A 25,898-nucleotide genomic window follows, 5' to 3' on the forward strand; every position below is an offset into this window, starting at 1 on the left:
TGGTCGAAAACGCGGGCGCCACCGCGCCGGTAGTGTCCGGCGCATGCTCGAGTCTTCAGTGGTGGAGAAGGTGCTCGGAGCCGCGCTGAAAAGCGGGGGCGATTGGGCGGAAGTATTCGTGGAGGATCGGCGCACGTCGAGCGGACGGCTCGACGATCGTCGTATCGAAGACCTGTCGTCGCTGCGCGATCGCGGCGCCGGTATCCGCGTCGTGGTCGGCGACACGACGGGCTTCGCCCACACCGCTGACCTTTCCGAGAACGGTCTCCGTACCGCCGCCGAGGCGGCGTCGGCCGTCGCGCGCTCCGGTGGGGGTGGCGTCAAGGAAGTGGCCTTGACCCAGCAGTCGCAGCCGCAGGTCAACACGGTGAAGGTGCTGCCGGAATCCGTCGAGAAGGCGGCCAAGGTGGGCATCCTCAAGCGGGCGGACGACGCGGCGCGTGCCACGGGCAGTTCGATCATCCAGGTGGCGGCGAACTACGCCGACGTGCGCCGCCGCATCCTCGTGGCCAACAGCGACGGCCTGCTCGCCACCGACGACCAGGTGCGTACGCGCTTCAGCGTCATCGCCACGGCGTCGGGCGACACCGGCATGCAGACGGGTTACAACTCCACGGGCTTCGCCGTCGGTTGGGAACTCTTCGACGACATCGACATCGAGGCCTTCGCCAAGGTGGCGGCCGACCGCGCCATCACAAAGCTGCGCGCCCGGCCCGCCCCGAGTGGCCCGGTGCCGGTGGTGCTGGCGAAGGGCAGCGGCGGCGTGATGTTCCACGAGGCGTGCGGCCACGGGCTGGAAGCCGACGCCGTGCAGAAGAACATGACCGTCTACGCCGGCCGCCGCGGCGAGCAGGTGGCATCCCCGCTCGTGACGCTCGTCGACGACGGCACGATGGGACCCGAGTGGGGCAGCTTCTCGATCGACGACGAAGGTCGTCCGGCGACGCGCAACGTGCTGATCGAAGACGGGGTGCTGACCGACTACATGTACGACTACCTGCGGGCGCGCAAGGAGGGTCGCGAGCACAGCTCGGGCAACGGCCGGCGCCAGGGCTACGACTACCTGCCGATGGTGCGCATGACGAACACCTACGTGCTTGCCGGCGAAAGCGACCCCGACGAGATCGTGCGCCAGACGCCGACGGGTGTCTACATCGCCCACCTCGGCGGGGGTCAGGTCAACACCGCGACGGGTGACTTCGTATTCGGCATCGAAGAGGCGTACCTGATCGAGAACGGCGCGATCACCGACCCGATCCGGGAGGCGAACCTCATCGGCAACGGCCCAGAGGTGCTCAAGAACATCGACGCGGTGGGCAACGACTTCGCCATGGGCTCTCCGGGCATGTGCGGGAAGATGGGCCAGAGCGTGCCCGTCGGCGACGGCCAGCCCACCCTGCGCGTCACGGCGATCACGGTCGGAGGTACGGCCGCGTGAGTGAGCTGCTCGAAGTTGCCAACAAAGTCGCCGGTTGGGCGCGCGAGGGTGAACAGGTCGAGGCCTACGTCGCCCGCAGCAATTCCACGTCGGTGCGGGTCTTCGACGCCGAGATCGAGTCGTTGAGCACGTCGCAGTCCGAAGGCGTGGCGGTGCGCGTCGTGCGCAACGGCCACATGGGCTTCGCCTACGCCGGCTCGCTCGACGACGACGTCCTACAGGAGACGCTCGCCGAAGCGCGCGACAACGCCGAGTTCTCCGAGCCCGACGAGTGGGTCGGGCTGCCCGAGCCCGACGGCGTGCCCTACGTCGAGATGGACCTGTGGCGCGACTCGCTCACCGCGGTGCCCACCGAGAAAAAGATCGACTTCGCCTTGCAGCTCGAGAAGGAGCTGAAGGCGCGCGACTCGCGCATCATGGTCGTCCCCGTGGCCGCCTACAGCGACGGGTGGGGCGAAGAGGCGATCGCGTCGTCGCTCGGCATCAGCTCGTGGCAGCGCGCCACGCAGTGCGTGTTGTCGACCTACTGCGTGGCGATGGAGAACGGGGACACCCAGACCGGCTTCGGCTTCAGCGTCGGCCGCGAGCACTCGGCGCTCGACCTCGACAAGACGGTCGGCGACGCGGCGGCGCGCGCCACGCGGCTGCTCGGCGCGAAAAAGCCCAAGAGCCGGCGCCTGCCCGTCATCCTCGACCCGATGGTGACCGACGACTTCGTCAGCGTCATCGGCTACCCGCTCACCGGCGAGGCGCTAGTGAAGGGGCGGTCGCTGTTCGCCAACCGCGTCGGTGAGTCCGTCGGCAGCCCGCTCGTCACGCTCGTGTCGGATCCGACCGACACGCGCTCGCTCGCCGCCGACCCGGTCGACGCCGAGGGCTTGGCCTCGCGGCGGGTGCCACTGATCGACAAGGGCGTCCTCACCGGCTTCGTGCACAACAGCTACACGGCGCGGCGCACCGGTACGCACTCGACGGGATCCGCGGTGCGCTCGATGAAGACGGCGCCGGGCGTCGGCTGCCGCGCCGTCACGCTCGAGCCGGGCACCAAGTCGCAGGAAGAGTTGATGGCCGAACTCGGCGAGGGCGTGCTCGTGCTGTCGGTGAGCGGTCTGCACTCGGGTGTGAACCCGGTGTCGGGCGACTTCTCCACCGGCGCCGAGGGTGTCGTCTTCCGCAACGGCCAGCCGGCGGAGCCGGTGCGCGAGTTCACGATCTCGTCGACGCTCCAGCGCATGCTGAGCGACGTCACCGCCGTCGGCAACGACGTCGAGGAGCTGCCCTCGGGGCTGTCGATGAGCGTGGCCATCGGCGAGGTGAGTGTTTCGGGCGACTAGCGGTCCCGGCCTACACGAAGCGGATCACGCTGATCGCGCCGACCACGAGGCTGTAGACGGCGAAGGGCAGCAGGGTGCGCGTCCGGAAGAAGCGGACGAGGAAGTGCACCGAAACGAGCGCCGCCGCGGCGGCGCACACCGCACCCACGATGGCCTGGCCGCGCACGCCGTCGCCCAGCGGGCCGGTGAGGTCGGGAAGCTTGTACACGCCCGCGGCGAGGATGATCGGCGTCGCCAACAGGAACGTGAAGCGCGCCGCGTCTTCGTGGTCCAGGCCGCGCACGAGCGCCGCGACCATCGTGATCCCGGACCGACTGATGCCGGCGAACAGCGCGCCGATCTGTGAGGCGCCGATGGCGAGGGCTTCTTTGAAGTTGAGCCGGTCGGGGTCGCGGCCCTCTTCGGGCTCGACGGCTGCGCCCTGGGCGGGGGCTGGGCCGCGGCGACGGAAGCGCTCACCGACGAGCAGGATGACGCCGTTGACCGTCAAGAAGGCGGCCGCCGCCTCGGGCTTGGCGAACACCGTGCGCAGGGAGCGCTCCAACACAAGGCCGAACAGGCCGGCGGGAATCGTGGCGACGATGAGCAGCCACGCCATGCGCTCGTCGACGGTCTCCAGGCGACGGGTGCGCAGCGTCCGGAAGAACCCGGCGATGATGCGCCGCCAGTCGCGCCAGAAGTACGCGAGCAGCGCCAGCGCGGTGCCGACGTGCAGGGCGACCACGAACGCGAGGTAGAACGACTCCTTCGCCGACTGGGCGTCGACGATGCCGTGCCAACCGAGCCAGGCCGGCAGCAACACGGAATGCCCCAGGCTCGAAATGGGGAACAGCTCGGTCACACCCTGGAGCAGACCGATCACGATGGCTTGGAAGTAACTGATCACGCGGCCGGGGAACTCTAATTGACGGATGGCGGATCGACAGTCATAGGCCCGTCGGCGAAGCCGCCCCGCAGCGCCAGGGTCACCGCCCCCTTGGCCAGCGCCAACGCCACCCGCGGGGCGTCGTCTTCGGGTACCGCCACTGTCACCGTGCGCGCCGCCACGGCGAGCACCTCGGCCCCGGCGGCCACGGTGATCGACGGTTCGGGGGCTGCCGCGACCGCGAGGTCGTCGCCCACGTCGAAAGTGGCGATGACGTCGACGCGGTCACCGGGCGCCAATTCGGGCGTGTGCTCGTCGTTGGGCAGGGCGAGGGCGCGGTAACCCGCCGGCACCATGGCAGCGACGCCGCGGGCGCCGTGACGCGCCAGGCGCGCCGCCAGCACGACTTCGCCGATGGCGACCGTGACGCGGGTGGCGTCGCCCACGGGCGAGCGCGCCCCGTCCAGGGCGCCGGCGGGGACGACGCCGCGGGGCAGGCGCGTCCGGCGCACGCTGGCGTTTGTCAGCACGTCGCCCGCCGCGACCGGCTGCTGGACGACCCACACGAGCCGGTCGCTGCCCCAGGCCGCCGCGCCGCGGGTGGCCCGCCCGACGGCGGAGCCGACCAGCGACGCCGTGAGCACGGCCATCACCGCCGTGAGGACCCACCACAGCACGGCTGATCGGCGGACGGCGAACACGATGCCGCGCCGGGGCTTGAACGACGAGTTGCGTCGGAACACGACGCCTCCTTGTTTCCGTGCGCGCCGCGGCGCGCTCAGTGAAGGAGGGAAGTGGCGGCGCCGATCCTACGGGCGCTCAGGCCGAGGTGGAAGGGGTCGTTGAAGACGTGTCGGACTTGGTGTCGCTCTTCGGCGTCGACGACTCCGACGCCTTGGATTCCGACGTCGACGACGAGGACGACTTCGACGACGACGAGCGGTTGTCCGTCTTGTAGAAGCCGCTGCCCTTGAAGCTGATGCCCACGGAGCCGAACACCCGCTTGACCGAACCCCCGCAGCCGCCCTTGTGGCGCTTCAACGGTTCATCGGTGAAGGACTGCACGACGTCGAATCGTTCGCCGCATTTCTTGCACTCGTATTCGTACGTAGGCATGGGAAGGACAATTTTACCGGACGGTTGCTGTCGCCCCCGAATGCACTTCCTAGGATGGCCTCGTGGTCGCCAACGTCCTCGCCGTCGTCTTCGCGTACGCCCTGGGAACCTTCCCGACCGGCGTGCTCGTGGCCAAGCGGGAGGGCCACGACGTGCTCGACGAAGGGTCGCACAACCCGGGCGCGTCGAACGTGTACCGGGTGGCGGGCTGGAAGGCGGGAGCGGTCGTCCTGATCGGCGACGCCATCAAGGGCGGCATCGCTGCTGGGCTCGGCCGCTACCTCGGCGGGCCGGCGATGGGTCTCGTCGTCGGCATCGCGGCCGTCGTCGGGCACTGCTTCCCGGTGCAGCGCTGGGGGAGGGGCGGCAAGGGCGTCGCCACCGCTGGCGGGGTCGGCATCGTCGTGTACCCGCCGCTCGCCATCGTGCTGACCGTGATCTGGTTCCTCATCGCCCGCGTCCTCAACAAGGCGTCGCTGGGCTCGCTGGCGGTGCTCGTCGCCGCGCCCCTCGTGGTGTGGGGCTTAGGTCGCCCGGCGCGCGAGGTGTGGTTGCTCGCCGCGCTGTGTGTGCTCGTCCTCGCCCGCCACCACGGCAACATCAGGCGACTCATGCGCGGTGAGGAAGCCTCGTTACGATCGCCGGCATGACTTCCCCGCGCGTGCGCAAGGCCGTCATTCCGGCGGCCGGCCTTGGTACACGGTTCCTCCCGGCGACCAAGGCGGTGCCCAAGTCGATGCTGCCCGTGGTCGACAAGCCCGCCGTTCAATACGTCGTAGAAGAGGCCGTCGCCGCCGGAATCGACGACATCGTGATCGTTATCGGGCGCGGCAAGACCGCCATCGTCGACCACTTCGACCGCAGCTTCGAGCTCGAACACGCCCTCGAGGCGAGCGGCAAGTTCGCCGAACTCGAGCAGATGCGGGCACTGGCCGAGATGGCCGACATCCATTACATCCGCCAGGGCCAGCCGCGCGGTCTGGGCCACGCCGTGAGCGTGGCCCGCAGCCACGTGGGCAACGAGCCCTTCGCCGTGCTGCTCGAGGACGACATGATGGACCCGGCGTCGGGCCATCTCCAGAACATGCTGGCGCTGTATGCCGAGACCGATGCGTCGGTGGTGGCGGTGAAGAAGGTCGAGCCGCACGAGGTGTCGCTCTACGGGTGCATCGAGCCGGTCGACGCCGACGGCGGCATCACCATCACCTCGATCATCGAGAAGCCGGCGCCGGGCGAAGCGCCCTCGGACCTGTGCGTCATGGGCCGCTACGTCTTCACTCCGGAGATCTTCGACGCCCTGGAGCGCACGACGCCGGGACGCGGCGGCGAAATCCAGCTGACCGACGCCATCGCGCTGCTGATCGAGAAGCAGCCGGTCTACGCCTACGCCTTCGAGACAGGCCGCTTCGACGTTGGCAACAAGCTCGACTACCTCCGGGCCACCGTGGAGATCGCCCTCGAGCGCCCCGACCTCGCCGACGATTTCCGCTCCGTCCTCTACGAGATCGTCGATCGCGAGCGGGCCAGGCGCGGCGAATAACGCTCGCGTCGTAGACTGCCGAGTCTTATGGCAGAGCGCGGCTTCTCACATTTGGATCCCCTGGGGCGGGCCCGAATGGTCGACGTCACTCCCAAAGACGCCACGCACCGCCGCGCCTTGGCGCGCTGCAAGGTGTTCATGGCCGCCGACACGACCGCGATGATCGCCAGCAACGCCGTTACCAAGGGCGACGTATTGGCCGCGGCGCGCATCGCCGGCATCCAGGCGGCCAAGCGCACGGCCGAGATGATCCCGCTATGCCACCCGCTGCTCGTGGGCGCGGTGCAGATCAACTTCAACATCGGCGACGACAACGTCGAGGTCGAGGCGCAGGTCGAGACCGTCGACCGCACGGGCGTCGAGATGGAAGCGATGCACGCGGCGACGATTGCGGCGCTCACGATCTACGACATGTGCAAGTCGTCGGACCGCGGGATGATGATCGGCGACGTCGCTTTGTGGGAGAAAACCGGCGGCCGCAGCGGCAGCTGGCGGCGTCCGTTGCCCGAGCTCGACCTCGGCGGGTTGGACTAACCGATCCGCGACTGCTAACTTTTGTTAGCAACGGGTGGACCCGGGGAGGTCCACCGGGTAAGACTGTCGGCTTCGTTCCGACAGGTAGTTCGAGTTCGCACGACTGTGCATGACCATCCCCGACTGTGCGCGATGGGCGTTGTACGGTCCTTAGCACTGGAAGAGGTTGAGGAGCTTGACCGTTTTGGTATTGCTTGTCCTCGCCGTTATTTGGGCGGCTGTTCTCGTACCCCCGATGTGGCGGAGTCGGGCTGAAGGTCGTCCCGCGGACAGCATCAAGCAGTTCCACCGGCACCTGCGGGTGCTCAACGGCACCGAACCGCACGGGTACAGCCGCGCGCTCACGGCCCAGGTCGGGTCACCCGTCATCACCGCGCCGATGACGTACCGCAATTCGATCCGCAGCGGCGCGGAGATGCGCCGCCAGCGCACCCTGGAGCGCCGGCGCAACGTGCTGTTCACCCTCACGGGTCTATGCGTCGGCACGCTCCTGATGTCGTTCGTGTTCGGCTCCAAGATGCTGCTCGTCAACGTGGTCTGCGATCTGCTGCTCGCCGCCTACGTCGCCACGCTGGTGCACCTGCGCAACGCGGCGAGCGAGCGCAGCACCAAGCTGCGGTACCTGCCGCGCCAGGAGCGCGTGCTCGACCTGCGCGAGGCGGCGTCGTCGTCGTTCTACGACGAGGTCAGCGCCTGGGGCGACACCTACGCCACCGCGGGCGCCCACTAAGCGTTCTCGAATTCGCTCGACGTTCGTCTACGCTGAGCGATCCCAAACGGGGGTGTAGCTCAGCCCGGTAGAGCGCAGCGTTCGCAATGCTGAAGTCGTGGGTTCAAGTCCCATCACCTCCACATTTCCCGAACTGGCTCTGTCAGTGACCGTCTTGCGGTGACTGACAGAGCCAGTTGCGCGTCAGGAGTACCGTGAGCGGCAATGGCGGTCGTGTGGCTCGTGCTGGGCGTGATCCTCGTTGCCTTTGAACTCCACCACTGGGCGTTCTACGCAATGTTCGGCGCCATTGGCGCCTTCGCCGCCGCAGTGATCGCGGTGCTCGTGCCCGGCGCCCTCGGGTTGCAGTGCGCGGCGGCCGTGGCCGTCTCCGCCGTCGGCGTGCTTGGCGTGCGGCCGTTCATGAGCCGCATCACCGATCGCCGCCACCTCAACTCCCACGTCGCCAAGGGCGTGCACGGCGGCATCGTGGGCCAGAACTGCCTCACGCTCGACGACGTCGGCGACGAGCACCACGCCGGCCACGCACTCCTCGCCGGAGAACGCTGGCTGGCCGTTTCCGGCTCGGGCGAGACGATCCCGGCCCACACCCCGGTCACCATCACCGCCGTCGCCGGCACCACCCTTGTGGTCTGGGCCGTCGAGGGCCTAACGGAAGGGACATTGCAGTGATCCAACTCGGAGTAACCGACGCTGTGGCTTCGGCCGCCGGCATCGTGTTCGTGATCGTCGTCATCCTCATGCTGATCACGTTGTGGCAGGCGGTGAACATCGTGCAGCAGGGACAGGTTGCGGTCGTGAAGCGCCTCGGTGAGTACCGGCGCATTCACGAGCCGGGGCTCGTGCTCATCACGCCGTTCGTCGAGTCGCTCCAGCGCGTGGACATGCGCGAGATCCCGCGTCCCGGTGACCGGCAGGAAGTGATCACCAAGGACAACGTGGTGGTGACGGTGAACGCCACCATCTTCACGCAGATCGTCGACGCCAAGCAGGCGCTGTTCAGCGTGGCCGACTTCGACGTCGCCATCGACGCCCTGGCCCGCACGGCGCTGCGTTCGGTCATCGGCACGCTGTCGCTCGACCAGGCGCTGTCCGAACGCGAGCGCATCAACACCGATGTGCAGCAGCAGATGGAAGCCGTCACCGACAAGTGGGGCATTCGCATCAGCCGCATCGAGATCGTCGAGATCGCGCCGCCGCCCCAGATCCTTCAGGCGCTGGCCCTGCAGAAGCAGGCGGATCAGGAGAAGCGGGCGCGCATCTTGGAGTCCGAAGGCTTGCAGCAGTCCGCGATCAACCGCGCCGACGGCGACGCCAAGGCCGCCATCCGCGCCGCCGAAGGTGAGCGGGAGTCGGCCATCCTGCGCGCCGAGGGCAATCGCCAGGCGGCGATCCTCGAAGCCGAAGGTAAGGCCAAGGCGATCAAGAGCGTGTACAGCGCCATCGCCGACGCCAATCCCGACCCGACGGTCGTGGCCATCCTGCAACTCGAAACGCTGGGGAAGTTCGCGGACACCGGCACCAACACGTTGGTGCCCTACGAGTCGGCTGCGCTCATGGGAGCGGCGCAGGCGATCCGGTCCGTACTCGCCGGCGCTCCCGCGGCGGAGGAGGCATAGATGCTCGCTGCTCTGCGAGGCGACGAAACCGTCTACCACCTGCTGGTGGTCGGCCACCTGTTGTGCGTCATCGTCGGCTTCGGCTCGACGTTCGTGTATCCGTTGCTCGGCAACCAGGCGTCGAAGTTCCGCGGGAAGGAAGGTGCGGCGATCAGCGACGCCACGATCTTCGCCGCCGAGCGCGTCACCACACCGGTGATCTACGGCGCCGCGATTTTCGGACTGATTCTGGTGGCCGTTGGTCCCTACGACTGGTCGGACCGCTTCGTGCAGGCCGCGATCCCGATCGTGATCATCGGCATCCTCTTCGCCGGCTTCGTGCACGTGCCGAACCTCAAGGCCATGAACAAGCTGAGCAACGAGCTCGCCACGATGGGTCCGCCCCCCGGCGGTGCCGCTGGCCCGCCCCCGCAGGCGGTCGAACTCGAACAGCGGGCCAAGGCGGCGGCCCGCAACGGCGGCGTCGTCACCCTGATCTTCGTCGCCCTCGTCCTGCTGATGGTCTTCAAGCCCTTATAGAGCAATCGGCCCGCAACCAAAGGTTGCGGGCCGAGCTGAACCTCGCGCACGTCTCGGAGCCTCCGGACCGGCAAAGCCGGATCCTTCGGCATTAGGTCGGAACGACCTGGCGTCTTCAAACCACTACTGGCAGTCGAGGCTCACACGGCGTTGGCGATGGGATCGTGCGCCGGCTTTAGCCGGTGCACGAAAGGCACTTGCCGGTGTGGTGGTGCCCGTCCTGCTCGTGGGGTGGATCGCCGCCCATCGACGGATCGTCGGAGACCGAGACGGCCGTCGGGTCGTTGAACGCCTGCGTCTCGGCGGTGTCCCACTGGCCCTGTGTGTAGCGCTTGCCGCCGTGCATCTTCATGATCATGCCCTTGCCGTTGATGCCGCGTTCGTCGGGCCCCGACTTGCTGCCGTCGTAGTAGATCTCCATGAAGTCCTTGATGGCCGTCGGGTATTGACGGGTGAAGTACTGCAACGGCGTGGCGGGCGTGCCGCCGCTGTGCGGGAAGGCGAACTCGCCGTTGGCGAAGTTGTCGGGCGTCAGGTTGGGGCCGGCCATCTGGATGCCGGTGAACAGGATGCGCGGCACCGCGGCGTAGATGTTGATGAGCACGCCCTCGTCACCCGGCTTCATGCTCGGGTCGCCGTGGTGCGCTTCCCGGTAGCCGTAGGAGTTGGCCACCGTGGCCCACGTCACCCACAGCGGCGAGATGCCGAAGGCGTGGACCCACTGCGTCTGGTCGTACAAGCGCCCCGCGGCGGTGGTGTCCGACAGACCCGAGCCGGTGATCAGCCACTCGGGGTAGTACCCCTGGTTCGTCGCCGCGCTCGTGATGAGGATGGGCGACAGCGGGTCCACGAACATGACGAGCGTTGTGACGCCGTCGCTGTGGAACTTGATCATCATGTTGGCGAAGTCGGACTGGTTGCGCCCAGGGTCGTACGTGTAGGAGAAGATGTCGCCGTCGCCGAACTTGGCGCCGTACTTGCCCATCTCCGAGACGAGCGAGTCTTTGGCGCGTTCACCCTCGGGGTCGACGACGCCCTTGTTGCCGTTGATGTAGATCAGCCCGAACTTGCGCTTGGACGTCTGGTTCGGCAGGAATCCCTGGCCGACGAACTTCGCTGGGCGGTTCCACAGCTTCTTGCCGATGTACTCGCCGAGGTGCTGTGAGTACTCCGTCGACGTCGGTAGCGCGCCGAAGATGTAGGGCGGCAGCGATTGGTAGAACTGCGACGAGAGCGTCACCGTGCAGATGCAGATGATGTGGCGCGACGCGATCTCCACGGCGAACGCCTTCGGATCGGTGCCGTCCCATACCGCGAACGGCTTGATCTTGGTGGCAATGGTGACGGCGTCAGCGCGTGCCTGCTCTTCGTTGTCCGACGGCCCCGTGGCGTTGAAGTCCTGGAACACGACCTGGCGGCCGTAGGTCTCGTAGTGCTGGTTGAAGTACGTGAACATCGCCTTGTAGGCGTTCGTCACTGTGGCCGGCGGGTCCGCGAGCTTGGCGTTCTGCAGGATGGCCTCGGTGGCGGGGTCGACCTGGGGCAGGTAGCGCACGATCAGGATCTGGTTGTTGGTGACGCCGGGCGACGTGGCGCCGCCGTTGTTCGGCGCCGACGTCCAGTTGGCGCACGGCGGGGCGACGCGCTCGATGGCGATCTGGCGGCCGTCCGCGCGGCAGTGCGGGCCGGTGCCGAACGTGACGCCCGCACCCTTGATCGGTGCGTTGGTGGTTGTTCCGGCGTTCGGCGCCGTGGAACCGGTGTTGGTGGCGTCGGCGCCGCTCACGACGCTGCCGTCGGGCAACGTCGAGTCGGTCGTGCCCAAGGCGCCGGAGGCGGACGCGTCACCGCTGTTGGTGAACGAGTTGGAGTTGGTGTTCAACGCGTCCGAGGAACTGTGTTTTGGCGGTGTGACGAAAACCAGCAGCGCCAACGCCACGACGATCACCACGGCCGCGCCGTACCGATCGACAGCCTGACGAAGAGTCATATGTACTCAGGTCCCCCCTGTGTTCCCAGCCGACAATTGCGTAGCCTTGCGGCTTATGCTGCGGCGCATGGTACGCCGAGTCGTGCCGTGCGTGCTGGTCAGGCGGGTGCCTGTCTAAGGCACACCGTGCAAGGGGGGAAGTTGTCGTGGCCGCAGAGCAAAGCGGTGGCTGGGTGAACGGAATCGCGCGCGACGCGGGCACGCGGATCGTCGACGGCTGGATGAAGTACCAACGCGCCATCGCGTTCTGGCTGGTCGCCTTCGTGGCGCTCCACTTCGCGTTTCCCGCGCCGGTCCCGATTCTCTTCCTCGGCATGGTCGTGGGGTCGCTCTCCGCGCTCGTGGCCATGGGCTTGGTGCTCATCTACCGCGCCAACCGCATCATCAACTTCGCCCAGAGCCAGATCGGTGGCGTGGCGGCGATCATGGCGGCCTCGCTGATCGCCGGCCCGCACTGGTCGTACTTCCCGGCGGTCGCCGTCGGCTTCGCCCTCGCCATCGGGCTCGGTGCACTCACCGAGCTCGTGTTCATCCGGCGCTTCGCCAAGGCGCCGCGCCTCCTGCTGACCGTGGCGACCATCGGCATCATGGAGTTGTTCGGATCGCTCCAACTCGGCATGCCGAAGCTGTTGAACTTCTTTGCCGGCGTCTTCGGCCACAAGGACATGTTCAAGTTCGACATCGTCCCGCAGCCCCCGGTGCCCTTTACGTTCAAGTTCCACTGGGACAAGGCCATCTTCACCGGCGCCCACCTGCTGATCATCATCGTGGTGCCCCTCGTCGCCGTTGGGCTCGGAGCCTTTTTCAAGGTCACGCGCGCCGGCGTCGCTGTGCGGGCATCGGCTGAGTCGGCTGACCGCGCCGCGCTACTCGGCATCCCCGTCAAGCGCATCGGCACGCTGGTGTGGACGATGTCGGCGGGCCTCTCCGCACTCGGCGTCCTGCTGCGCATGCCGATCCAGGGCGTCAACATCGGCGGCCTCGAGGGCACGTCGATCCTCATGCGCGCCCTGGCCGCGGCCGTGATCGCCCGCATGGAGAGCCTGCCGAAAGCGTTCGGCGCCGCCCTTGCCCTCGGCATGGTCGAGCAAAGCGTGCTTTACCGCACGACGAGCACGATCAAGGTCGACGGGATCCTGCTGGCGGTGATCATCGGTGCGCTGCTGTTCCAGCGCCGCGGTCAGGAGTCACGTGCCGACGACACCGGCACCTCCTCGTGGGCCGCGACCAAGGAAGTCCGTCCCGTCCCGAGCGAACTGGCGCGCCTGCCCGAGGTGTGGGTCGGCCGCGTCCTCGTCTACGTCGTGATGTTCGTCGTGCTCGTCGTCATCCCGTGGAACATGGCGCCGGGCCGCGTCAACTTGATGGGCGTCGGCCTGATGATGGCGATCGTCACGCTGTCGCTCGTCATTTTGACGGGCTGGGCGGGACAGATATCGCTCGGCATGGTGGCCTTCATGGCCTTCGGCGCGTCGGTCGGTGGGTCGCTGGCGCTCGGCCACTGGAACTTCTTCATGTGCATCCTCGGTGCCGGATTGACCGGCGCCGTCATGGCGGTCCTCGTCGGCTTGCCGGCCTTGCGCATCCGAGGCCTGTTCCTTGCGGTGTCGACGCTGGCGTTCGCGCTGGCAACGGGCACCTTCCTGTTGAACAACGACTTCTTCACCTGGCTCGTGCCCGACCCGAACAAGCGCATCGTGCGCCCGATCCTGTTCAATCGCATCGACCTCGAGAACGAGCGCACCTTCTACTTCGTCATCCTGGTCTTCTTCCTGCTCGCCCTCGGGTCCGTGCAAGCGATGCGCAAGAGCCGCACGGGACGCATCCTCGTCGCCACACGCGACAACCAGCGCGCCGCGCAGTCCTACGCCGTGAATCCGGTGCGGGCGAAGCTCACGGCGTTCGCCCTCTCAGGATTTCTGGCGGCGGTCGCCGGCGGTCTGTACGTGTTCCACCAGCACGCCATGTCGACGACGATCCTGACGCCCGACAGCAGCATCCTCGTGTTCTCGATGGCGGTGATCGGCGGCCTCGGCTCGATCCCGGGGGCACTACTCGGCGCTGTGTACCTCACCTTCGTCAACTACTCGAGCTTCACCCACGAGCCGCTCAGCCGCCTGCTCGCCAGCGGCGTCGGCGTGCTGGTGATCCTGATGTTCATCCCCGGCGGTTTGGGGTCGCTGCTCTACTCGCTGCGCGACAACCTCCTGCGCGTCAGCGCCCGGCGACGCAACATCGTCGTGCCGAGCCTGCTCGCCGACGTGCGCGTCGAGGACGAAGAAGCGAACATCCTCGACGAGGAGGCCGACGCCGAGAACCTGCCGACGCAGCCGATCGAGCACCTGTCGCCGCCGCAGGACCCGTTGCTCACGATCCGCGGCCTCAACGCCGGCTACGGCAAGACGCAGGTGCTGTTCGGCGTCGACATGCACGTCGAGCGCGGCGAGATGGTCGCCCTGCTCGGCACCAACGGCGCGGGCAAGTCGACGCTGCTGTCGGTGATCTCGGGACTGCTCGAGCCGAGCGCTGGGTCGATGCTGCTCGACGGCGAGGAAATCGTCGGCAAGACGCCGCAAGAGACGCTGGCGGCCGGCGTCGTCTTCATGCCCGGCGGCAAGGGCGTGTTCCCGACGTTGACCGTCGAAGAGAACTTCAAGCTCGCCGCGTGGCAGTTCGAGAAGGACCGCGACTACGTCAACGCCGTGTTCGACCGCTGCCTCGACTTCTTCCCGGTGCTGCGCGAGCGGTGGGACCAGAAGGCGGGCAACCTGTCGGGGGGCGAGCAGCAAATGGTCACGCTCAGCCAGGCGTTGATCTGCAAGCCGAAGCTGCTGATGATCGACGAACTGAGCCTTGGTCTGGCGCCGCTCATCGTCGAGCGGTTGCTCGGCATCGTGCGCGAGATCCACGCGGCCGGCACCACGGTCGTGCTCGTCGAGCAGTCGGTCAACGTCGCTATCACGCTGGCGGAGCGCGCCATCTTCATGGAGAAGGGCGAGGTGCGCTTCGACGGCCCGACCCGCGACCTGCTCGAGCGCCCCGACATCCTGCGCGCCGTGTTCCTCCAAGGTGCAGACGCCGGCCGCGACGACGCCGCCGGTGTGGTGCCGGCCAAGGCGCGCAAGCGCTTCGAAGCGGCGTGCAAGTCGTGCGGTCGCGAGCACCACGAGGTGCTGTCGGTCAACGAGATCGGCATCTCGTTCGGCGGCGTGCGCGCCGTCAACGAGGTCACGGTCGGTGTGCGCGAAGCCGAGGTCGTCGGCATCATCGGCCCGAACGGGTCGGGCAAGACGACGCTGTTCGACCTGATGTCGGGCTTCGTCACGCCCACCGAGGGCAAGGTCCTGCTGCTCGGGGAAGACGTCACGGCGTGGACGCCCGACATGCGCGCCGAGCTCGGCCTCGGCCGTTCGTTCCAGGACGCCCGCTTGTTCCCGTCGATGACGGTGCGCCAGACGATCGCCGTCGCCCTCGAGCGCCACCTCGAAGTCCGCGACCCGCTGGCGTCGTTCGTCATGTCTCCCGCGGTGCGTATCGCCGAGCGCGCCGTGCGTGCCCGCGTTGACGAGCTGATCGACCTCATGCACCTCGGCGCCTTCGCCGACAAGTTCGTCGGCGAGCTGTCGACCGGTACGCGCCGCGTGGTCGACCTGGCGTGCTCGCTGGCGCATGAGCCGAAGGTGCTGTTGCTCGACGAACCCAGCAGCGGCATCGCGCAACGGGAGGCCGAAGCCCTCGCACCGCTGCTGCTCGATATCCGCGACCAGACCAACGCCGGCCTGATCGTCATCGAGCACGACATGCCGCTGATTCGTTCCGTGTCGGATCGTCTCGTGGCCCTCGAACTCGGCGAGGTGGTGGCCGAAGGCGACCCGGACTCGGTCATCCACGACCCGCGCGTCGTGGAGGGCTACCTCGGCGGCACGCTCGAGGTCATCGAACGCTCCGGCGGTGGCGGTGCGCCGACGGCGGCACCGCGCAAGACACCGGCGCGCAAGCGCGCCGCCACCAAGAAGGTTGCTCCCACCAAGCGGACGCCGAACGGCAACGGCAAGGTAAACGGCAAGGCGAACGGCAACGGCAAGCGCCCGGCGAAGAAGGCGCCGGCGCGGGTCAAGTCCGGCGTCTAGCTCGTCGTCGTACCGGTTGGCGCCTAGTCGAGGTAGTTGAGCTGCGAACCGGGTCGCGCCTGGAGCGACTGGGCGATCGTGACGAGTTCGTGTTCCGGCACCGTGCCGGCGACCACGACGTAGCGACCCTGCGAGGGCGTGGCGCGCACCTCCCGGTACCCGAAGGGGCCGACACCGGCGATGCCGGCCTGGCCGGTACCGAGCCCGCCCAGGTCGACGTCGTGCTTGGCTTGCAGTGCACCGAGACTCTCGTCGCCGACGCCGCTCTTGTCGAGCTTGCCGCCGCGCTCGACGACGATCGCGTCGACGCCGCGGACGTAGACGTCGGCGATGCCGGCGACGATCTTGCGCGTCTGGTTGAGCACCTCGCCCGTGAGCGGCACGACGGCGTAGCGACCGACCAGGGTGAATCCCTCGGGCGGCGCGTCGAGGGCGTAGTCGGTGGCGCCCGCCGGGGCGCTGTCCGGGTCGATCGGACGCAGGCTGCCGCGCTGGGGTTCGGTGAAGCCCTTCGCCAATGGGGCAGCGATCTGAGCGGGTGTCTCGGCGTCGTCGCCGGTCGTCACTTTCACGGCCACGTCGAGCGACAGGGGCGTTCGGCTCACGAGCACGAGACCGGCGCCGTCGATGCAGTACTCGCCGTCGCCCACGACGTAGGACGCGCAGGTTCGGCCCGCAACGCGCCGGTAGCCGACGGGCGGATCGGGCGGCGGGTAGACGCGGGGTCGGGGGTCGTCGCCCAGCGGGCGCATCGGTGTCACGCGGGACACGGCACCGCCGGAGCCGCGGGCGAACCCGAGGGTCGCCTGCACGCTGCCGGATTCCTCGAAGGGCCGCACGACGCGCCGGTACGTGCGCGTGGCGTCGAGGAGGCGTCGCTGCTGCTTGCCGTGGCCGGCGACGTCGCCCTTTGTGTGGTCGGCGAAGTACACGTCGTAGTCGATGCGATACTGCGCCGGCTCGGCGACCTCGGGCACCGCCGCCGTGCTGACCGGGGGCGCGACGCGGCGCAACGCGGCAGTTACGGACTCGATCGGCGCGTGGCTGTTCGAACCTGACGAGCCCGACGCGCAGGCGTTCAGCGCCCCGGTGCACAGCGCCGTCGCCGTGGCGACGCGCGCGATCTTGGCCCCCCGCCTCCAAGGAAATTGCATCGCGGCAAGCTACTGAACCCCGACGCGATTGCCGTGGCGACCGCGTAGGATCGGCGGTGCTGTGCAGGGGAAGTTCGGGCGCCTCGTCGCCGTCGCGTTGATCATGACCGCAGTGCTCGCCGGTTGCGTCGCGAGCACCGACGGACAGCGGCAGGTCGCGTCGATCGGTCCGGCCGTTGACCACGCCGCGCCCACGAGTCTCGCCGTACCGACGACGACGACGACCCCCCCGCCCCCGCCGCCGACCGGCGCGGCCACGGGCACGCGGGTCGGGGCCGCGCGCGTCAATCGTGCGCCCGTCGCCGCCGCGCCTCGGCCGTCCGGCTCGCCGTGGGCGCACTACGACGGGCAACTCACCAACGGCAACTACATCGTCGCCCAGGCGATCGGCCGCGCGCTGGCCGTGTCGGTGGCGCCCAACGCCGCACCCGCCGTCTCGTTGACGAATCCGCTGAAGTCAGGCGCGCCCCGCGTCGTTCTGGTCGTAGCCGACGGTGGCGACTGGCTCCAGGTGCTCCTCCCGCTGCGGCCCAACGACAGCCTGGGTTGGGTGCGGCGCAGCGACGTGACCATCTCCGCGGTGCACTACCGGGTCGAGATCGACCGCGCCGCGCACCGGCTTCACGTCTTCGACGGTGACGCGCTCGTCATGGACGAGCCGGCGGCGGTCGGCAAGCCGGCGACGCCGACGCCGTCCGGTCAGTTCTTCGCCGTCGAGTTGCTCCAGCCGTACAACCCCCGCGGCGACTACGGCCCCTACGCCTTCACGCTCTCCGCCTATTCGAACGTGTACCAGTCGTTCGGGTCGGGCGACGGCGCCGTCGGGATGCACGGCACCAACGAACCGGCCTCCGTTGGCCGCGACGCCAGCCACGGCTGTGTTCGGTTACCGAATGACGCCATCACCCGCCTGGCGGGCATGCTGCCGCTCGGCACGCCGGTGTTCATTCGCTAGCGAGTTCGACCGCGATCAGCGGCTCGCCGACGCTGAAGTTGAGGCCGGCGATCGAACCGGCGCGGGCGAGGTCGTCGGCGACGGTGCGCAGCCGCTCGACGACGTCTTCCGCGTCGGCCACGTCGACGCGGGCGACCGCGGCTCGCATGCCGACCTTGGCTTCGGTCTTGGCGCGCCGCACGTTGCCCAACACCGCGGCGGCGGCGCGCAGCGTGGCATCGTCGTCGCCGGCGAGGCCGGCGAGCTCGGCGACCGTGGGCCACGGCGCGCGGTGGATCGATCCCTCGCGGAACCACGACCACACTTCCTCGGTCACGTAAGCGAGCACCGGCGCGAACAAGCGCAGCTGCACGTCGAGGGCGATGCGCAGGGTGCGCCGTGCGCTGGCGACGGCCTCGGCGCTGATGCCGTCTTCCTGGCCGTAGGCGCGCGCCTTCACGAGCTCGAGGTAGTCGTCGCAGAACGACCAGAAGAACGTTTCGGTGGCGTCGCGCCCACTCACGTAGTCGTAGTCCTCGAACCCCTTGGTGGCTTCCACGACGGTGGTGCGCAGGGCGGCGAGCAAGGCGCGGTCGACCGCTTCGGTGATCGGTGCGTCGTTGTCGACGTCGCCAAAGCTGAGGGCGAAGCGCGACGCGTTCAACACCTTCATGGCGAGGCGCCGCCCGATCTTGAACTCGTTCGGGTCGATGGTGGCGTCGCGACCGGGCTTGGCGCCCGACGCCCAGTAGCGCACGGCGTCGGCGCCGTGCTTCTCGATGAGCCCGAACGGGCTGTCGTCGGCGTTGGCGGCCGACTTCGACAGCTTCTTGCGGTCGGGGTCGGTGACGAAGCCCGAGATGTTGGCGTGGCGGAACGGCAGAGTGCCGAAGTGCATCTCGCCGCGCACGAGCGTGTAGAAGAGCCACGTCCGGATGATGTCCTGGCCCTGGGGACGGAGGTCCATGGGGAACACGCGGCCGAACAAGTCGTCGTCGCGGCCCCAGCCCGACACGAACTCGGGACTCAGTGACGACGTTGCCCACGTATCCATGACGTCGGGGTCGCCGACGAAACCGCCCGGCTGGTTGCGCTGATCCTCCGTGTAGCCCGGAGCCGCGACCGTCGACGGGTCCACCGGCAGCATGTCGGGCGTGGCCGTGATCGGGGAGTGCCAGTCGACCTCGCCGTCGGCGCCGATCGGATACCAGACGGGGAACGGCACCCCGAAGAACCGCTGGCGCGTGATGTTCCAGTCGCCCTGGAGGCCCTCGATCCAGTTCTGGAGCCGGACGCGCATGAACTCGGGGTGGAACTCGAGCTCGTTGGCCCGCGCCAGCAACGTCTCCTTTGGGGGGAACTTGATGAACCACTGGCGCGTCGTGATGATCTCGAGCGGGCTCTTGCCGTTCTCCCAGAACTTCACCGCGTGCGTGATCTCACGCGGCTCGCCGACGAGGTCGCCCGACTCGCGCAGCATCTCCACGATGCGCTTCTGCGCCTGCTTGGCGTTCTTGCCCGCCAGTTCGTCGTAGCGCGCCTGGACCTCGGGGTCGTCCCACTCGATCGGCAGCAGGCGGCCGTTGCGGCCCATGATCGATCGCACCGGCAGGTTGAGTTCGCGCCACCACGTGACGTCGGTCTGGTCGCCGAACGTGCAGATCATCGCGATGCCCGATCCCTTGTCGGGCTCGGCGAGTTCGTGGGCCAGCACCGGTACCTCGACGTTGAACAGCGGGCTGCGTACCGTGGTGCCAAAACGCGCCTTGTACCGCTCGTCGTCGGGGTGCGCCACCAGCGCCACGCACGCCGGGATCAGTTCCGGTCGCGTCGTCTCGATGGCGATGTCGCTGAACATGATCTTGTGGTAGGCCCCGGGGCGTTCCTGGTCGACGAGGTCGGCCTGCGCCAGCGACGTTTGGAAGTCGACGTCCCACAGCGTGGGCGCTTCGACGCGGAACGCGTCGCCGCGGGCGACGAGTTCGAGGAAGGCTCGCTGGGACGTCTGCGTGACGTCGGGAGCGATGGTGCGGTACAGGTAGTTCCAGTCGACCGACAGGCCGATCGTGCGCCACAGCCGTTCGAACTCGACCTCGAAGTCCTCGACGAGGCGGGTGCACAACTCGACGAAGTTCGGCCGCGACACCGGGATCGGATCTTTCGGCGGCTTCGCCGGCGGCTCGAAGTTCTCGACGTAGGGCAGCGACGGGTCGCAGATGACGCCGTAGTTGATCTGGGTGCGCCGCTCGATATTGAGGCCGTTGTCGTCCCACCCCATCGGGTAGAAGACCTCCCACCCCGTCATGCGCTTGTAGCGCACCATGAAGTCGGTGTGGGTGTAGCTCCACATGGAGCCGGGGTGGAGGTGGCCGCTCACCGTCGGCGGTGGCGTGTCTACCGAATAGATCTGCTCACGAGTCTTCGTGCGGTCGAACGTGTAGGTGCCGTCGGCTTCCCAGCGTGCGCGCCACTTGTCTTCGAGGCCCTCGAGGGCCGGTTTATCGGGGACGGAAGTACTCATGTCGGGCAGTACCGTACCTGCGTGCTCCGCTTACACGACACTGCAAAAGGCGAGGTCGTCGCGTTCGAACCACGCGACCCGAACCGGGTGTCGATGTACGTCTGTGGGCCGACGGTCTACGACGTCCCCCACCTCGGCCACGGCCGCTTCTCGCTGGTGTTCGACATCCTGCGCCGTTACCTGCTCTTCCGCGGCTACGACGTCACCTACGTCTCGAACGTGACCGACATCGACGACAACATCATCAACCGCGCCAATCGCGACGGCGTGCCGTGGCAGCAGATCGTCGACACCTACGAGGCGAAGTGGTGGGAGGCGATGGACGGCCTCGGTGTCATGCGCCCCACGCACGACCCGCACGCAACGGCGTATGTCGACGACATGATCCAACTGATCAAGGACCTCTTCGACAAGGGACTCGCGTACGTCATCGAGGGTGACGGCGTGTACCTGCGCGCCGAGCAGGTGCCGGGCTACGGACTCCTCGCCGGCCAGCCGCTCGACTCGCTGCGCAGTGGGGCGCGGATCGAGAACGACGCCAAGGACTCGCCGATCGACTTCGCCCTCTGGAAGCTGGCCAAGCCTGGGGAACCGAGTTGGGAGTCGCCCTGGGGCGCAGGCCGCCCGGGCTGGCACACCGAATGCGTGGTGATGAGCCTCGACCTCCTCGGCGAGGGCTTCGACATTCACGGTGGTGGGCGCGACCTCGCCTTCCCGCACCACGAGAACGAACGCGCCCAGTCGGTCGCCCTCGGCCGCCCCTTCGCTCGTTACTGGGTGCACAACGGCTGGGTCGAGGTCGAGGGCGTGAAGATGAGCAAGTCGCTCAACAACTTCACGTCGCTCACCGACCTGCTCGAGCAAACCGGCGACGGCCGCACGTATCGCTTGCTCGTGCTGCGCGCGCACTACCGCTCGCCCACGGAGGTCACCGCGGAGACGATTCGTGACGCGGCCGCCGCTCTCGAGCGGCTCGACGCGTTCGGGCGTCGCTTCGCCGATGCCAAGGCGGCCACCCCCGATCCTGCCGAGATCGCCGCGTTTGTCGAGCGCATGGACGACGACATGGACACGCCCGCGGTCATGGCACGGGTGTTCGAACTGGTGCGCGAGGCCAACACGGCGGGCGACGCCGGCGACGAAGGCGCCGCGTACCGCGCCGCGGCGGCCGTCTTCGTCATCACCGACGCGCTCGGCCTGCCGCTCAAGACGGCGGTCGACGACGTGGACGAGCCGACGGCCGCGCTCGTCGCGGCGCGCAACGTCGCCCGGTCCGAGAAGAACTGGCCCGAGGCCGACCGGCTGCGCGGGGAACTCGAGGCGCTCGGGTGGGTGGTCGAGGATGGCCCCGAGGGAACAACTGTTCACCGGTAAGTAACCATCGCCAATACCCAAATGGGCACCGGCACGCTACGGTTTGCGCCGCGGGACGCCTTTGATGTCGCCTCGCTACATATCACCGCAGCAAAGGGGAATGCCCGTGCCCACCGGCACCGTCAAATGGTTCAACAGTGAGAAGGGCTACGGGTTTATTACCCAGTCCGATGGCTCGCCCGACGTCTTCGTGCACTTCAGCGCGATTCAGATGGACGGCTACCGCAGCCTGACCGAAGGTCAGGCCGTGGAGTTCGACGTCCAGCAGGGCGACAAGGGGCTGCAGGCGGCGAACGTCCGTCCCGCGTAAACAAGTTCCGATCTCACGAGAGCGGCCGTCCTTCGGGGCGGCCGCTCTCGCGCGTCAGGACTTGCGACGCGCTCCCTGGCACTGATCCGGCTTGAGCAGAGTGATGCCCAGGTCGTTGCATGTGCCCGGGCCGGTGCCGAGAGTCACGTGCACCGCCGTCCCCGGAACCTGCAGGTCGACTTGATGTGCCGGGACACTCGGCGGCGGCTCGGGCGCGGTTGTGGACGTCGTCGTCGACTCGAGGGACGCCGGCTCCGACGAAACGGGGGCCTGTCCCGTCGTCGACGTGGCGGGAGCGAGCGCCCGACCGAGAACCCGCGACACGACGGCGGTGGTCGGCAGCGTGAACCGCGACGGCGCCGTATCGCCGCCGACGCCGCGGGCAGCCACCGGTGCCGCCTGGGGCCGCGTGCCGTTGCCGACAACGCCCAGCGCGGCGAGGCCTGCTACGACCAGCGCCGCCGCGGCGGTGAGCACCGCCCGTTCGGGGCGCACCCCGTGGGAGAACTCCGCCATGCAGGCACGGTACGGGAGCCCCCAATTCGTCCAATAGGGCACAACGTCCCGCAGGACGCGTCCAAAGGGAGTTACTTGCCGCCGAGGAGGGAGCCGCCGAGATTCAGCGTGATCGGACCGCTACCGCTCGGGGCGGGGCAGTCGCCGATGGCCAGCGCGGCGAGCACTGTCAGGCCCGTGCAGCTGTTGTCGCCAACCCCGAGGGAAACTTGCGTGCCCAGCGCGGGAACGCCAACGCCGGCCTGGACGACGGGCGTGGCCGCGGGAGTCGGTGCGGGCGCCGGCGTGCCGGTGCTCCCGCCCGACGGTGCCGGCGTCGTCGCGTTGCCGTTCGGTGTGGGTGACGCGCTCGGTGCGGGCGGGCCGGCGTAGCAACCCGAGTCGAGGCGCAGGCAGCCCGTGGGCTGCGCCGTGGTGGCGTCGTCGGCCGAAGGGCCGACGGCTAGCGACGCGCCCGGCACAACCGCTTCGGGACCGCCGATGGACGTCTTGGCGCGCGTCGGCGTCTCGTTGGCGTAGGGGTTTTGCGCCGAGTCGGCAAAGTGCATGCCGAGGCCCATCAAGTCGATGACGAGCAGCGTCGCGGCGACAGCCGCCAAGGGTCGGCGGAGCCGTTCGAGGGGGCCTTTGTCCAGCGAAGCGGGGAAGTGGGCGACAGCAACCACAGTGGGCAGGGTACCGGTCGCGCCGGGGGCGCAAACATCGGCGACCACATGTTACCGTTGAGTAACAACGAGTGAGGTACGAAATGCCCGACTTTTCTCTCGCGCTGAGCGAGGACCAGCTTCAGATCCAGAAATGGGTGCACGACTTCGCCGAAAACGTCGTGCGCCCGGCCGGCCACGAGTGGGACGAGCGGGAAGAGACGCCCTGGCCCATCATCGAGGAGGCGGCCAAGATCGGCCTCTACTCCTTCGACTTCTTTGCCAACGCCATGCTGGGCGACGCCACCGGCCTCACGTTGCCACTGACGCTTGAAGAGCTCTTCTGGGGCGACGCCGGCATCGGGCTGTCGATCTTCGGCTCGGGGCTCGCCGCCGCCGGCATCTCGTCGAGCGGCACGCCGGAGCAGACGATCGAGTGGGTGCCGCAGTGTTTCGGCACACCCGACGCGATCAAGCTCGGCGCCTACTGCGTGAGTGAGCCCGACGCCGGGTCCGACGTGTCGTCGCTCAAGACGCGCGCCGTCTACGACGAGGCGTCCGACGAATGGGTCCTCAACGGCACCAAGGCGTGGATCACCAACGGCGGCATCGCGGCGACCCACGTGGTCGTCGCCGCCGTCGAGCCCGGCCTCGGTTCACGCGGGCAGGCGAGCTTCGTGATCCCGGAAGGCACCAAAGGCCTGTCGCAGGGCCAGAAGTACAAGAAGCACGGCATCCGGGCGTCGCATACCGCCGAGGTCGTGCTCGACGACGTACGCGTGCCGGGCCGCTGCTTGCTCGGCGGTAAGGCGAAGCTCGACGAGAAGATCGCCCGCGCCAAGGAGAAGCAGCACACCGGCGCGGTGCAGCCGGCGATGGCGACCTTCGAGGCGACCCGCCCGTCGGTGGGCGCGATGGCGATCGGCATCGCCCGCGCCGCCTACGAGTACTCGCTCCAGTACGCCAAGGAGCGCGTCGCCTTCGGCAAGCCGATCATCCAGAACCAGGGGATCGCGTTCATCCTCGCCGACATGGCCACCGAGATCGACGCCGCCCGGCTTCTCGTGCACCGAGCCGCCTGGCTGGCACGCAACGGTGGCTACAAGAACGCCGAGGGGTCGATGAGCAAGCTCAAGGCCGGCCGTGTCGCGGTGTGGGCCACCGAACGCGCGATCCAGATCCTCGGTGGGTATGGCTATACCCGTGAGTACCCGGTCGAGCGCTGGCACCGTGACGCGAAGATCTTCGACATCTTCGAAGGCGCCGAGCAGATTCAGCAGCTGGTGATCAGCCGGGCAATCTCGGGTCTGCGCATCGAGTAATCGCCGGCGCCCGTTTCAAGCATGGAACGGCGCGTGATCGCTGGTTCCCCCCACCTCGATCACGCGCTCTTCCATGCTTGAGACGATCCCCGGGATCAGTTCCTTGGCGAGGTGCGTCTTCTCCAGGTAAGCGCACGCCCCGGCCCGCAGCGCCTGCGCGGCCATCTGGTCGGCGCTGAAGGCCGAGAGCACGATCACCTGCGAGCGCGGCGCGACCTCCAGGATGCGCGGCAGCGCTTCGAGACCGTCCATGACCGGCATGGCCAGGTCGAGCAGGACGAGGTCGGGGTCGCAGCGCGCGGCGTGCCCGATCGCGTCGCGCCCGTTGGGTGCCTCGGCGACGACGTCGAAGCGTCCGTCGGCTTCGAGCGTGCGTCGCACCACGGCGCGCACGATCGGGGTGTCGTCGACGACCAGGACGCGCAGCCGCAGGGAGAACATGCGTCAGGACCGCGACGGGATCTGGAAGCTGGGCTGGTCGCGCCGCAGGTCGCCGGCGGTGAATTCATCGTCGGTCTTCGCGTGTTCGAGCAGGTTGGTCACAATGGCGCGCGCCGACTGGAGGGTCGAATCGAGCGCGTCGCGGGCGAGTTGTTCGTCGTGGAAGTCCATCGCCGCCTCGATGGCGACGAGACCCTGCACGATGTTGTCGTTGATCTCGAGCGCCTCACGCTGGAGCAGTGCGGTCTGGGTGAGCCGGGTGCCGTAGTCCTCGGCGCGCGTGCGTTCGAGCTCGGTGTAGCGCCAACCGGTGATGTAGGCCGCGCTCGCCCCGAGGATGAACAGCGCGTGGATGCCGGCCCACTTCCACGGCGAGTTCCACGCGGCGGTGTGGTTGAAGGCGCCCTTCGGGTCGAGCGTGCCGACTACGCCGTGGTGCACGGCGACGAACACGATGCCGACGAGGAACGGTCGCCAGTCCTGGTACAGCGTGACGACGCCGATCATGACGAAGAAGTGGAAGTGCATCTCCGTCGAGCCACCCGCGAGGTGCACGAGGACGGCCGACGACGCCAGAAGGCCGAGCGTCGCCGCCATGGTGCGCCACTGCTGCGACAGCCGCGTCCAGCGCGCCGCGATGGCGTAGGGGACGAGGACGAAGGCGTCGAGCGCGACGTGCTGGACCGAGTAGCCGCGGGCCAGTCCGAAGAGCATCACGCCCGGCACGTGGAGCCAGAGGATGTTGGTGATGGCGCGATGGCGCAACTGCCAGGTCTCGTAGGGCAATCCCCGCCCTTCGGGTAGCCAGGCGCGCAACGACATCACCTTGTTTCATCGGCTGACCGGTCCCCGTTGGGAGACAAATCA

At 68.3% G+C, this 25,898-nt stretch carries 24 protein-coding genes and 1 tRNA gene; 15 read left to right on the plus strand and 10 right to left on the minus strand.

The features are described from left to right. The first annotated feature begins 43 nt into the window (after positions 1 to 43). Positions 44 to 1,438 carry a TldD/PmbA family protein gene (locus tag VHC63_10900; protein ID HVV37101.1) on the plus strand — a complete coding sequence of 465 codons (1,395 nt, stop codon included), beginning with the start codon at positions 44 to 46 and terminating at the stop codon, positions 1,436 to 1,438. Continuing rightward, complete coding sequence (locus VHC63_10905; GenBank protein ID HVV37102.1) at positions 1,435 to 2,772, plus strand: TldD/PmbA family protein; 1,338 nt, start codon at positions 1,435 to 1,437, stop codon at positions 2,770 to 2,772. Before VHC63_10900 ends, VHC63_10905 begins: the two co-directional genes overlap by 4 nt. A 10-nt stretch (positions 2,773 to 2,782) precedes the next feature. Here VHC63_10905 and VHC63_10910 read toward each other — a convergent pair whose 3' ends face one another. The 3 genes from VHC63_10910 to VHC63_10920 all read right to left on the minus strand — a co-directional run bounded on the left by VHC63_10910 (position 2,783) and on the right by VHC63_10920 (position 4,753). Next, on the minus strand, positions 2,783 to 3,658 hold the full coding sequence (locus VHC63_10910; protein HVV37103.1) for an undecaprenyl-diphosphate phosphatase: 876 nt from the start codon (positions 3,656 to 3,658) through the stop codon (positions 2,783 to 2,785). Positions 3,659 to 3,672: 14 nt separating this feature from the next. After that, positions 3,673 to 4,380: a Flp pilus assembly protein CpaB gene (cpaB, locus tag VHC63_10915; GenBank protein ID HVV37104.1), complete on the minus strand. Its 708-nt coding sequence runs from the start codon at positions 4,378 to 4,380 to the stop codon at positions 3,673 to 3,675. Positions 4,381 to 4,456: 76 nt separating this feature from the next. Further along, entirely contained in the window at positions 4,457 to 4,753 is a 297-nt protein-coding gene (locus VHC63_10920) for an FmdB family zinc ribbon protein (GenBank protein ID HVV37105.1), read from the minus strand. A 62-nt stretch (positions 4,754 to 4,815) separates the two neighbouring features. Between VHC63_10920 and plsY the strand changes: the two genes are divergently transcribed. The 8 genes from plsY to VHC63_10960 all read left to right on the plus strand — a co-directional run bounded on the left by plsY (position 4,816) and on the right by VHC63_10960 (position 9,695). Continuing rightward, positions 4,816 to 5,403, plus strand: coding sequence for a glycerol-3-phosphate 1-O-acyltransferase PlsY (plsY, locus tag VHC63_10925; GenBank protein ID HVV37106.1), 588 nt, complete (start codon positions 4,816 to 4,818; stop codon positions 5,401 to 5,403). Next, a complete protein-coding gene (galU, locus tag VHC63_10930; protein ID HVV37107.1) occupies positions 5,400 to 6,293 on the plus strand; it encodes a UTP--glucose-1-phosphate uridylyltransferase GalU in 894 nt (297 codons plus the stop codon). Before plsY ends, galU begins: the two co-directional genes overlap by 4 nt. 27 nt (positions 6,294 to 6,320) lie before the next feature. After that, a complete protein-coding gene (moaC, locus tag VHC63_10935; GenBank protein ID HVV37108.1) occupies positions 6,321 to 6,827 on the plus strand; it encodes a cyclic pyranopterin monophosphate synthase MoaC in 507 nt (168 codons plus the stop codon). A 235-nt stretch (positions 6,828 to 7,062) separates the two neighbouring features. Further along, positions 7,063 to 7,557 carry a hypothetical protein gene (locus tag VHC63_10940; protein HVV37109.1) on the plus strand — a complete coding sequence of 165 codons (495 nt, stop codon included), beginning with the start codon at positions 7,063 to 7,065 and terminating at the stop codon, positions 7,555 to 7,557. A 48-nt stretch (positions 7,558 to 7,605) separates the two neighbouring features. Beyond that, positions 7,606 to 7,679 (plus strand) — tRNA-Ala (locus VHC63_10945). A gap of 82 nt (positions 7,680 to 7,761) precedes the next feature. After that, positions 7,762 to 8,229 carry an NfeD family protein gene (locus tag VHC63_10950; GenBank protein ID HVV37110.1) on the plus strand — a complete coding sequence of 156 codons (468 nt, stop codon included), beginning with the start codon at positions 7,762 to 7,764 and terminating at the stop codon, positions 8,227 to 8,229. A 23-nt stretch (positions 8,230 to 8,252) separates the two neighbouring features. Beyond that, entirely contained in the window at positions 8,253 to 9,176 is a 924-nt protein-coding gene (locus tag VHC63_10955) for an SPFH domain-containing protein (GenBank protein ID HVV37111.1), read from the plus strand. Beyond that, the gene (locus tag VHC63_10960; protein ID HVV37112.1) at positions 9,177 to 9,695 is read left to right on the plus strand and encodes a hypothetical protein; all 519 of its coding nucleotides are present in this window, start codon (positions 9,177 to 9,179) and stop codon (positions 9,693 to 9,695) included. Positions 9,696 to 9,870: 175 nt separating this feature from the next. On the opposite strand, the gene VHC63_10965 is transcribed toward VHC63_10960, so the two are convergent. Then, positions 9,871 to 11,685 carry a hypothetical protein gene (locus VHC63_10965; GenBank protein HVV37113.1) on the minus strand — a complete coding sequence of 605 codons (1,815 nt, stop codon included), beginning with the start codon at positions 11,683 to 11,685 and terminating at the stop codon, positions 9,871 to 9,873. Between the two features lie 146 nt (positions 11,686 to 11,831). Here VHC63_10965 and VHC63_10970 point away from each other — a divergent pair, with 146 nt between their 5' ends. Next, entirely contained in the window at positions 11,832 to 15,815 is a 3,984-nt protein-coding gene (locus VHC63_10970) for an ATP-binding cassette domain-containing protein (GenBank protein ID HVV37114.1), read from the plus strand. 23 nt (positions 15,816 to 15,838) lie between these two features. Here the strand turns inward: VHC63_10970 and VHC63_10975 are convergent, their stop codons facing one another. Continuing rightward, positions 15,839 to 16,969 carry a hypothetical protein gene (locus VHC63_10975; protein ID HVV37115.1) on the minus strand — a complete coding sequence of 377 codons (1,131 nt, stop codon included), beginning with the start codon at positions 16,967 to 16,969 and terminating at the stop codon, positions 15,839 to 15,841. Between the two features lie 61 nt (positions 16,970 to 17,030). Between VHC63_10975 and VHC63_10980 the strand changes: the two genes are divergently transcribed. Next, entirely contained in the window at positions 17,031 to 17,924 is an 894-nt protein-coding gene (locus VHC63_10980) for a L,D-transpeptidase (GenBank protein HVV37116.1), read from the plus strand. Here VHC63_10980 and valS read toward each other — a convergent pair. After that, positions 17,914 to 20,424 (minus strand): valine--tRNA ligase, encoded by a 2,511-nt coding sequence (gene valS, locus VHC63_10985; GenBank protein ID HVV37117.1) that lies wholly within the window; start codon positions 20,422 to 20,424, stop codon positions 17,914 to 17,916. The genes VHC63_10980 and valS overlap by 11 nt on opposite strands. A 21-nt stretch (positions 20,425 to 20,445) precedes the next feature. Here valS and cysS point away from each other — a divergent pair, with 21 nt between their 5' ends. Together cysS and VHC63_10995 are read left to right on the plus strand one after the other, a co-directional pair. Beyond that, entirely contained in the window at positions 20,446 to 21,798 is a 1,353-nt protein-coding gene (cysS, locus tag VHC63_10990) for a cysteine--tRNA ligase (GenBank protein ID HVV37118.1), read from the plus strand. Positions 21,799 to 21,898: 100 nt separating this feature from the next. Further along, entirely contained in the window at positions 21,899 to 22,108 is a 210-nt protein-coding gene (locus tag VHC63_10995) for a cold-shock protein (protein HVV37119.1), read from the plus strand. A 54-nt stretch (positions 22,109 to 22,162) separates the two neighbouring features. Here VHC63_10995 and VHC63_11000 read toward each other — a convergent pair whose 3' ends face one another. Together VHC63_11000 and VHC63_11005 are read right to left on the minus strand one after the other, a co-directional pair. Continuing rightward, a complete protein-coding gene (locus tag VHC63_11000; GenBank protein HVV37120.1) occupies positions 22,163 to 22,624 on the minus strand; it encodes a hypothetical protein in 462 nt (153 codons plus the stop codon). 71 nt (positions 22,625 to 22,695) lie between these two features. Next, entirely contained in the window at positions 22,696 to 23,289 is a 594-nt protein-coding gene (locus VHC63_11005) for a hypothetical protein (protein HVV37121.1), read from the minus strand. An 83-nt stretch (positions 23,290 to 23,372) separates the two neighbouring features. Here VHC63_11005 and VHC63_11010 point away from each other — a divergent pair, with 83 nt between their 5' ends. After that, complete coding sequence (locus VHC63_11010; protein ID HVV37122.1) at positions 23,373 to 24,590, plus strand: acyl-CoA dehydrogenase family protein; 1,218 nt, start codon at positions 23,373 to 23,375, stop codon at positions 24,588 to 24,590. Positions 24,591 to 24,605: 15 nt separating this feature from the next. Here the strand turns inward: VHC63_11010 and VHC63_11015 are convergent, their stop codons facing one another. Together VHC63_11015 and VHC63_11020 are read right to left on the minus strand one after the other, a co-directional pair. Beyond that, positions 24,606 to 25,031 carry a response regulator gene (locus VHC63_11015; protein HVV37123.1) on the minus strand — a complete coding sequence of 142 codons (426 nt, stop codon included), beginning with the start codon at positions 25,029 to 25,031 and terminating at the stop codon, positions 24,606 to 24,608. A gap of 3 nt (positions 25,032 to 25,034) precedes the next feature. Next, positions 25,035 to 25,853 carry a hypothetical protein gene (locus tag VHC63_11020; protein HVV37124.1) on the minus strand — a complete coding sequence of 273 codons (819 nt, stop codon included), beginning with the start codon at positions 25,851 to 25,853 and terminating at the stop codon, positions 25,035 to 25,037. Positions 25,854 to 25,898: the final 45 nt, after the last annotated feature.

This window comes from Acidimicrobiales bacterium, from assembly GCA_035546775.1.
Lineage (GTDB): Bacteria > Actinomycetota > Acidimicrobiia > Acidimicrobiales > JACCXE01 > JACCXE01.

What these genes read in the sequence shown, in the direction of transcription:
- VHC63_10900 (HVV37101.1), top strand. Translation starts at nt 44, where the DNA reads ATGCTCGAGTCTTCAGTGGTGGAGAAGGTGCTCGGAGCCGCGCTGAAA.
- VHC63_10920 (HVV37105.1), bottom strand. Translation starts at nt 4,753, where the DNA reads ATGCCTACGTACGAATACGAGTGCAAGAAATGCGGCGAACGATTCGAC.
- galU (HVV37107.1), top strand. Translation starts at nt 5,400, where the DNA reads ATGACTTCCCCGCGCGTGCGCAAGGCCGTCATTCCGGCGGCCGGCCTT.
- moaC (HVV37108.1), top strand. Translation starts at nt 6,321, where the DNA reads ATGGCAGAGCGCGGCTTCTCACATTTGGATCCCCTGGGGCGGGCCCGA.
- VHC63_10940 (HVV37109.1), top strand. Translation starts at nt 7,063, where the DNA reads ATGTGGCGGAGTCGGGCTGAAGGTCGTCCCGCGGACAGCATCAAGCAG.
- VHC63_10950 (HVV37110.1), top strand. Translation starts at nt 7,762, where the DNA reads ATGGCGGTCGTGTGGCTCGTGCTGGGCGTGATCCTCGTTGCCTTTGAA.
- VHC63_10960 (HVV37112.1), top strand. Translation starts at nt 9,177, where the DNA reads ATGCTCGCTGCTCTGCGAGGCGACGAAACCGTCTACCACCTGCTGGTG.
- VHC63_10965 (HVV37113.1), bottom strand. Translation starts at nt 11,685, where the DNA reads ATGACTCTTCGTCAGGCTGTCGATCGGTACGGCGCGGCCGTGGTGATC.
- VHC63_10975 (HVV37115.1), bottom strand. Translation starts at nt 16,969, where the DNA reads ATGCAATTTCCTTGGAGGCGGGGGGCCAAGATCGCGCGCGTCGCCACG.
- valS (HVV37117.1), bottom strand. Translation starts at nt 20,424, where the DNA reads ATGAGTACTTCCGTCCCCGATAAACCGGCCCTCGAGGGCCTCGAAGAC.
- VHC63_10995 (HVV37119.1), top strand. Translation starts at nt 21,899, where the DNA reads ATGCCCGTGCCCACCGGCACCGTCAAATGGTTCAACAGTGAGAAGGGC.
- VHC63_11000 (HVV37120.1), bottom strand. Translation starts at nt 22,624, where the DNA reads ATGGCGGAGTTCTCCCACGGGGTGCGCCCCGAACGGGCGGTGCTCACC.
- VHC63_11010 (HVV37122.1), top strand. Translation starts at nt 23,373, where the DNA reads ATGCCCGACTTTTCTCTCGCGCTGAGCGAGGACCAGCTTCAGATCCAG.
- VHC63_11015 (HVV37123.1), bottom strand. Translation starts at nt 25,031, where the DNA reads ATGTTCTCCCTGCGGCTGCGCGTCCTGGTCGTCGACGACACCCCGATC.
- VHC63_11020 (HVV37124.1), bottom strand. Translation starts at nt 25,853, where the DNA reads ATGTCGTTGCGCGCCTGGCTACCCGAAGGGCGGGGATTGCCCTACGAG.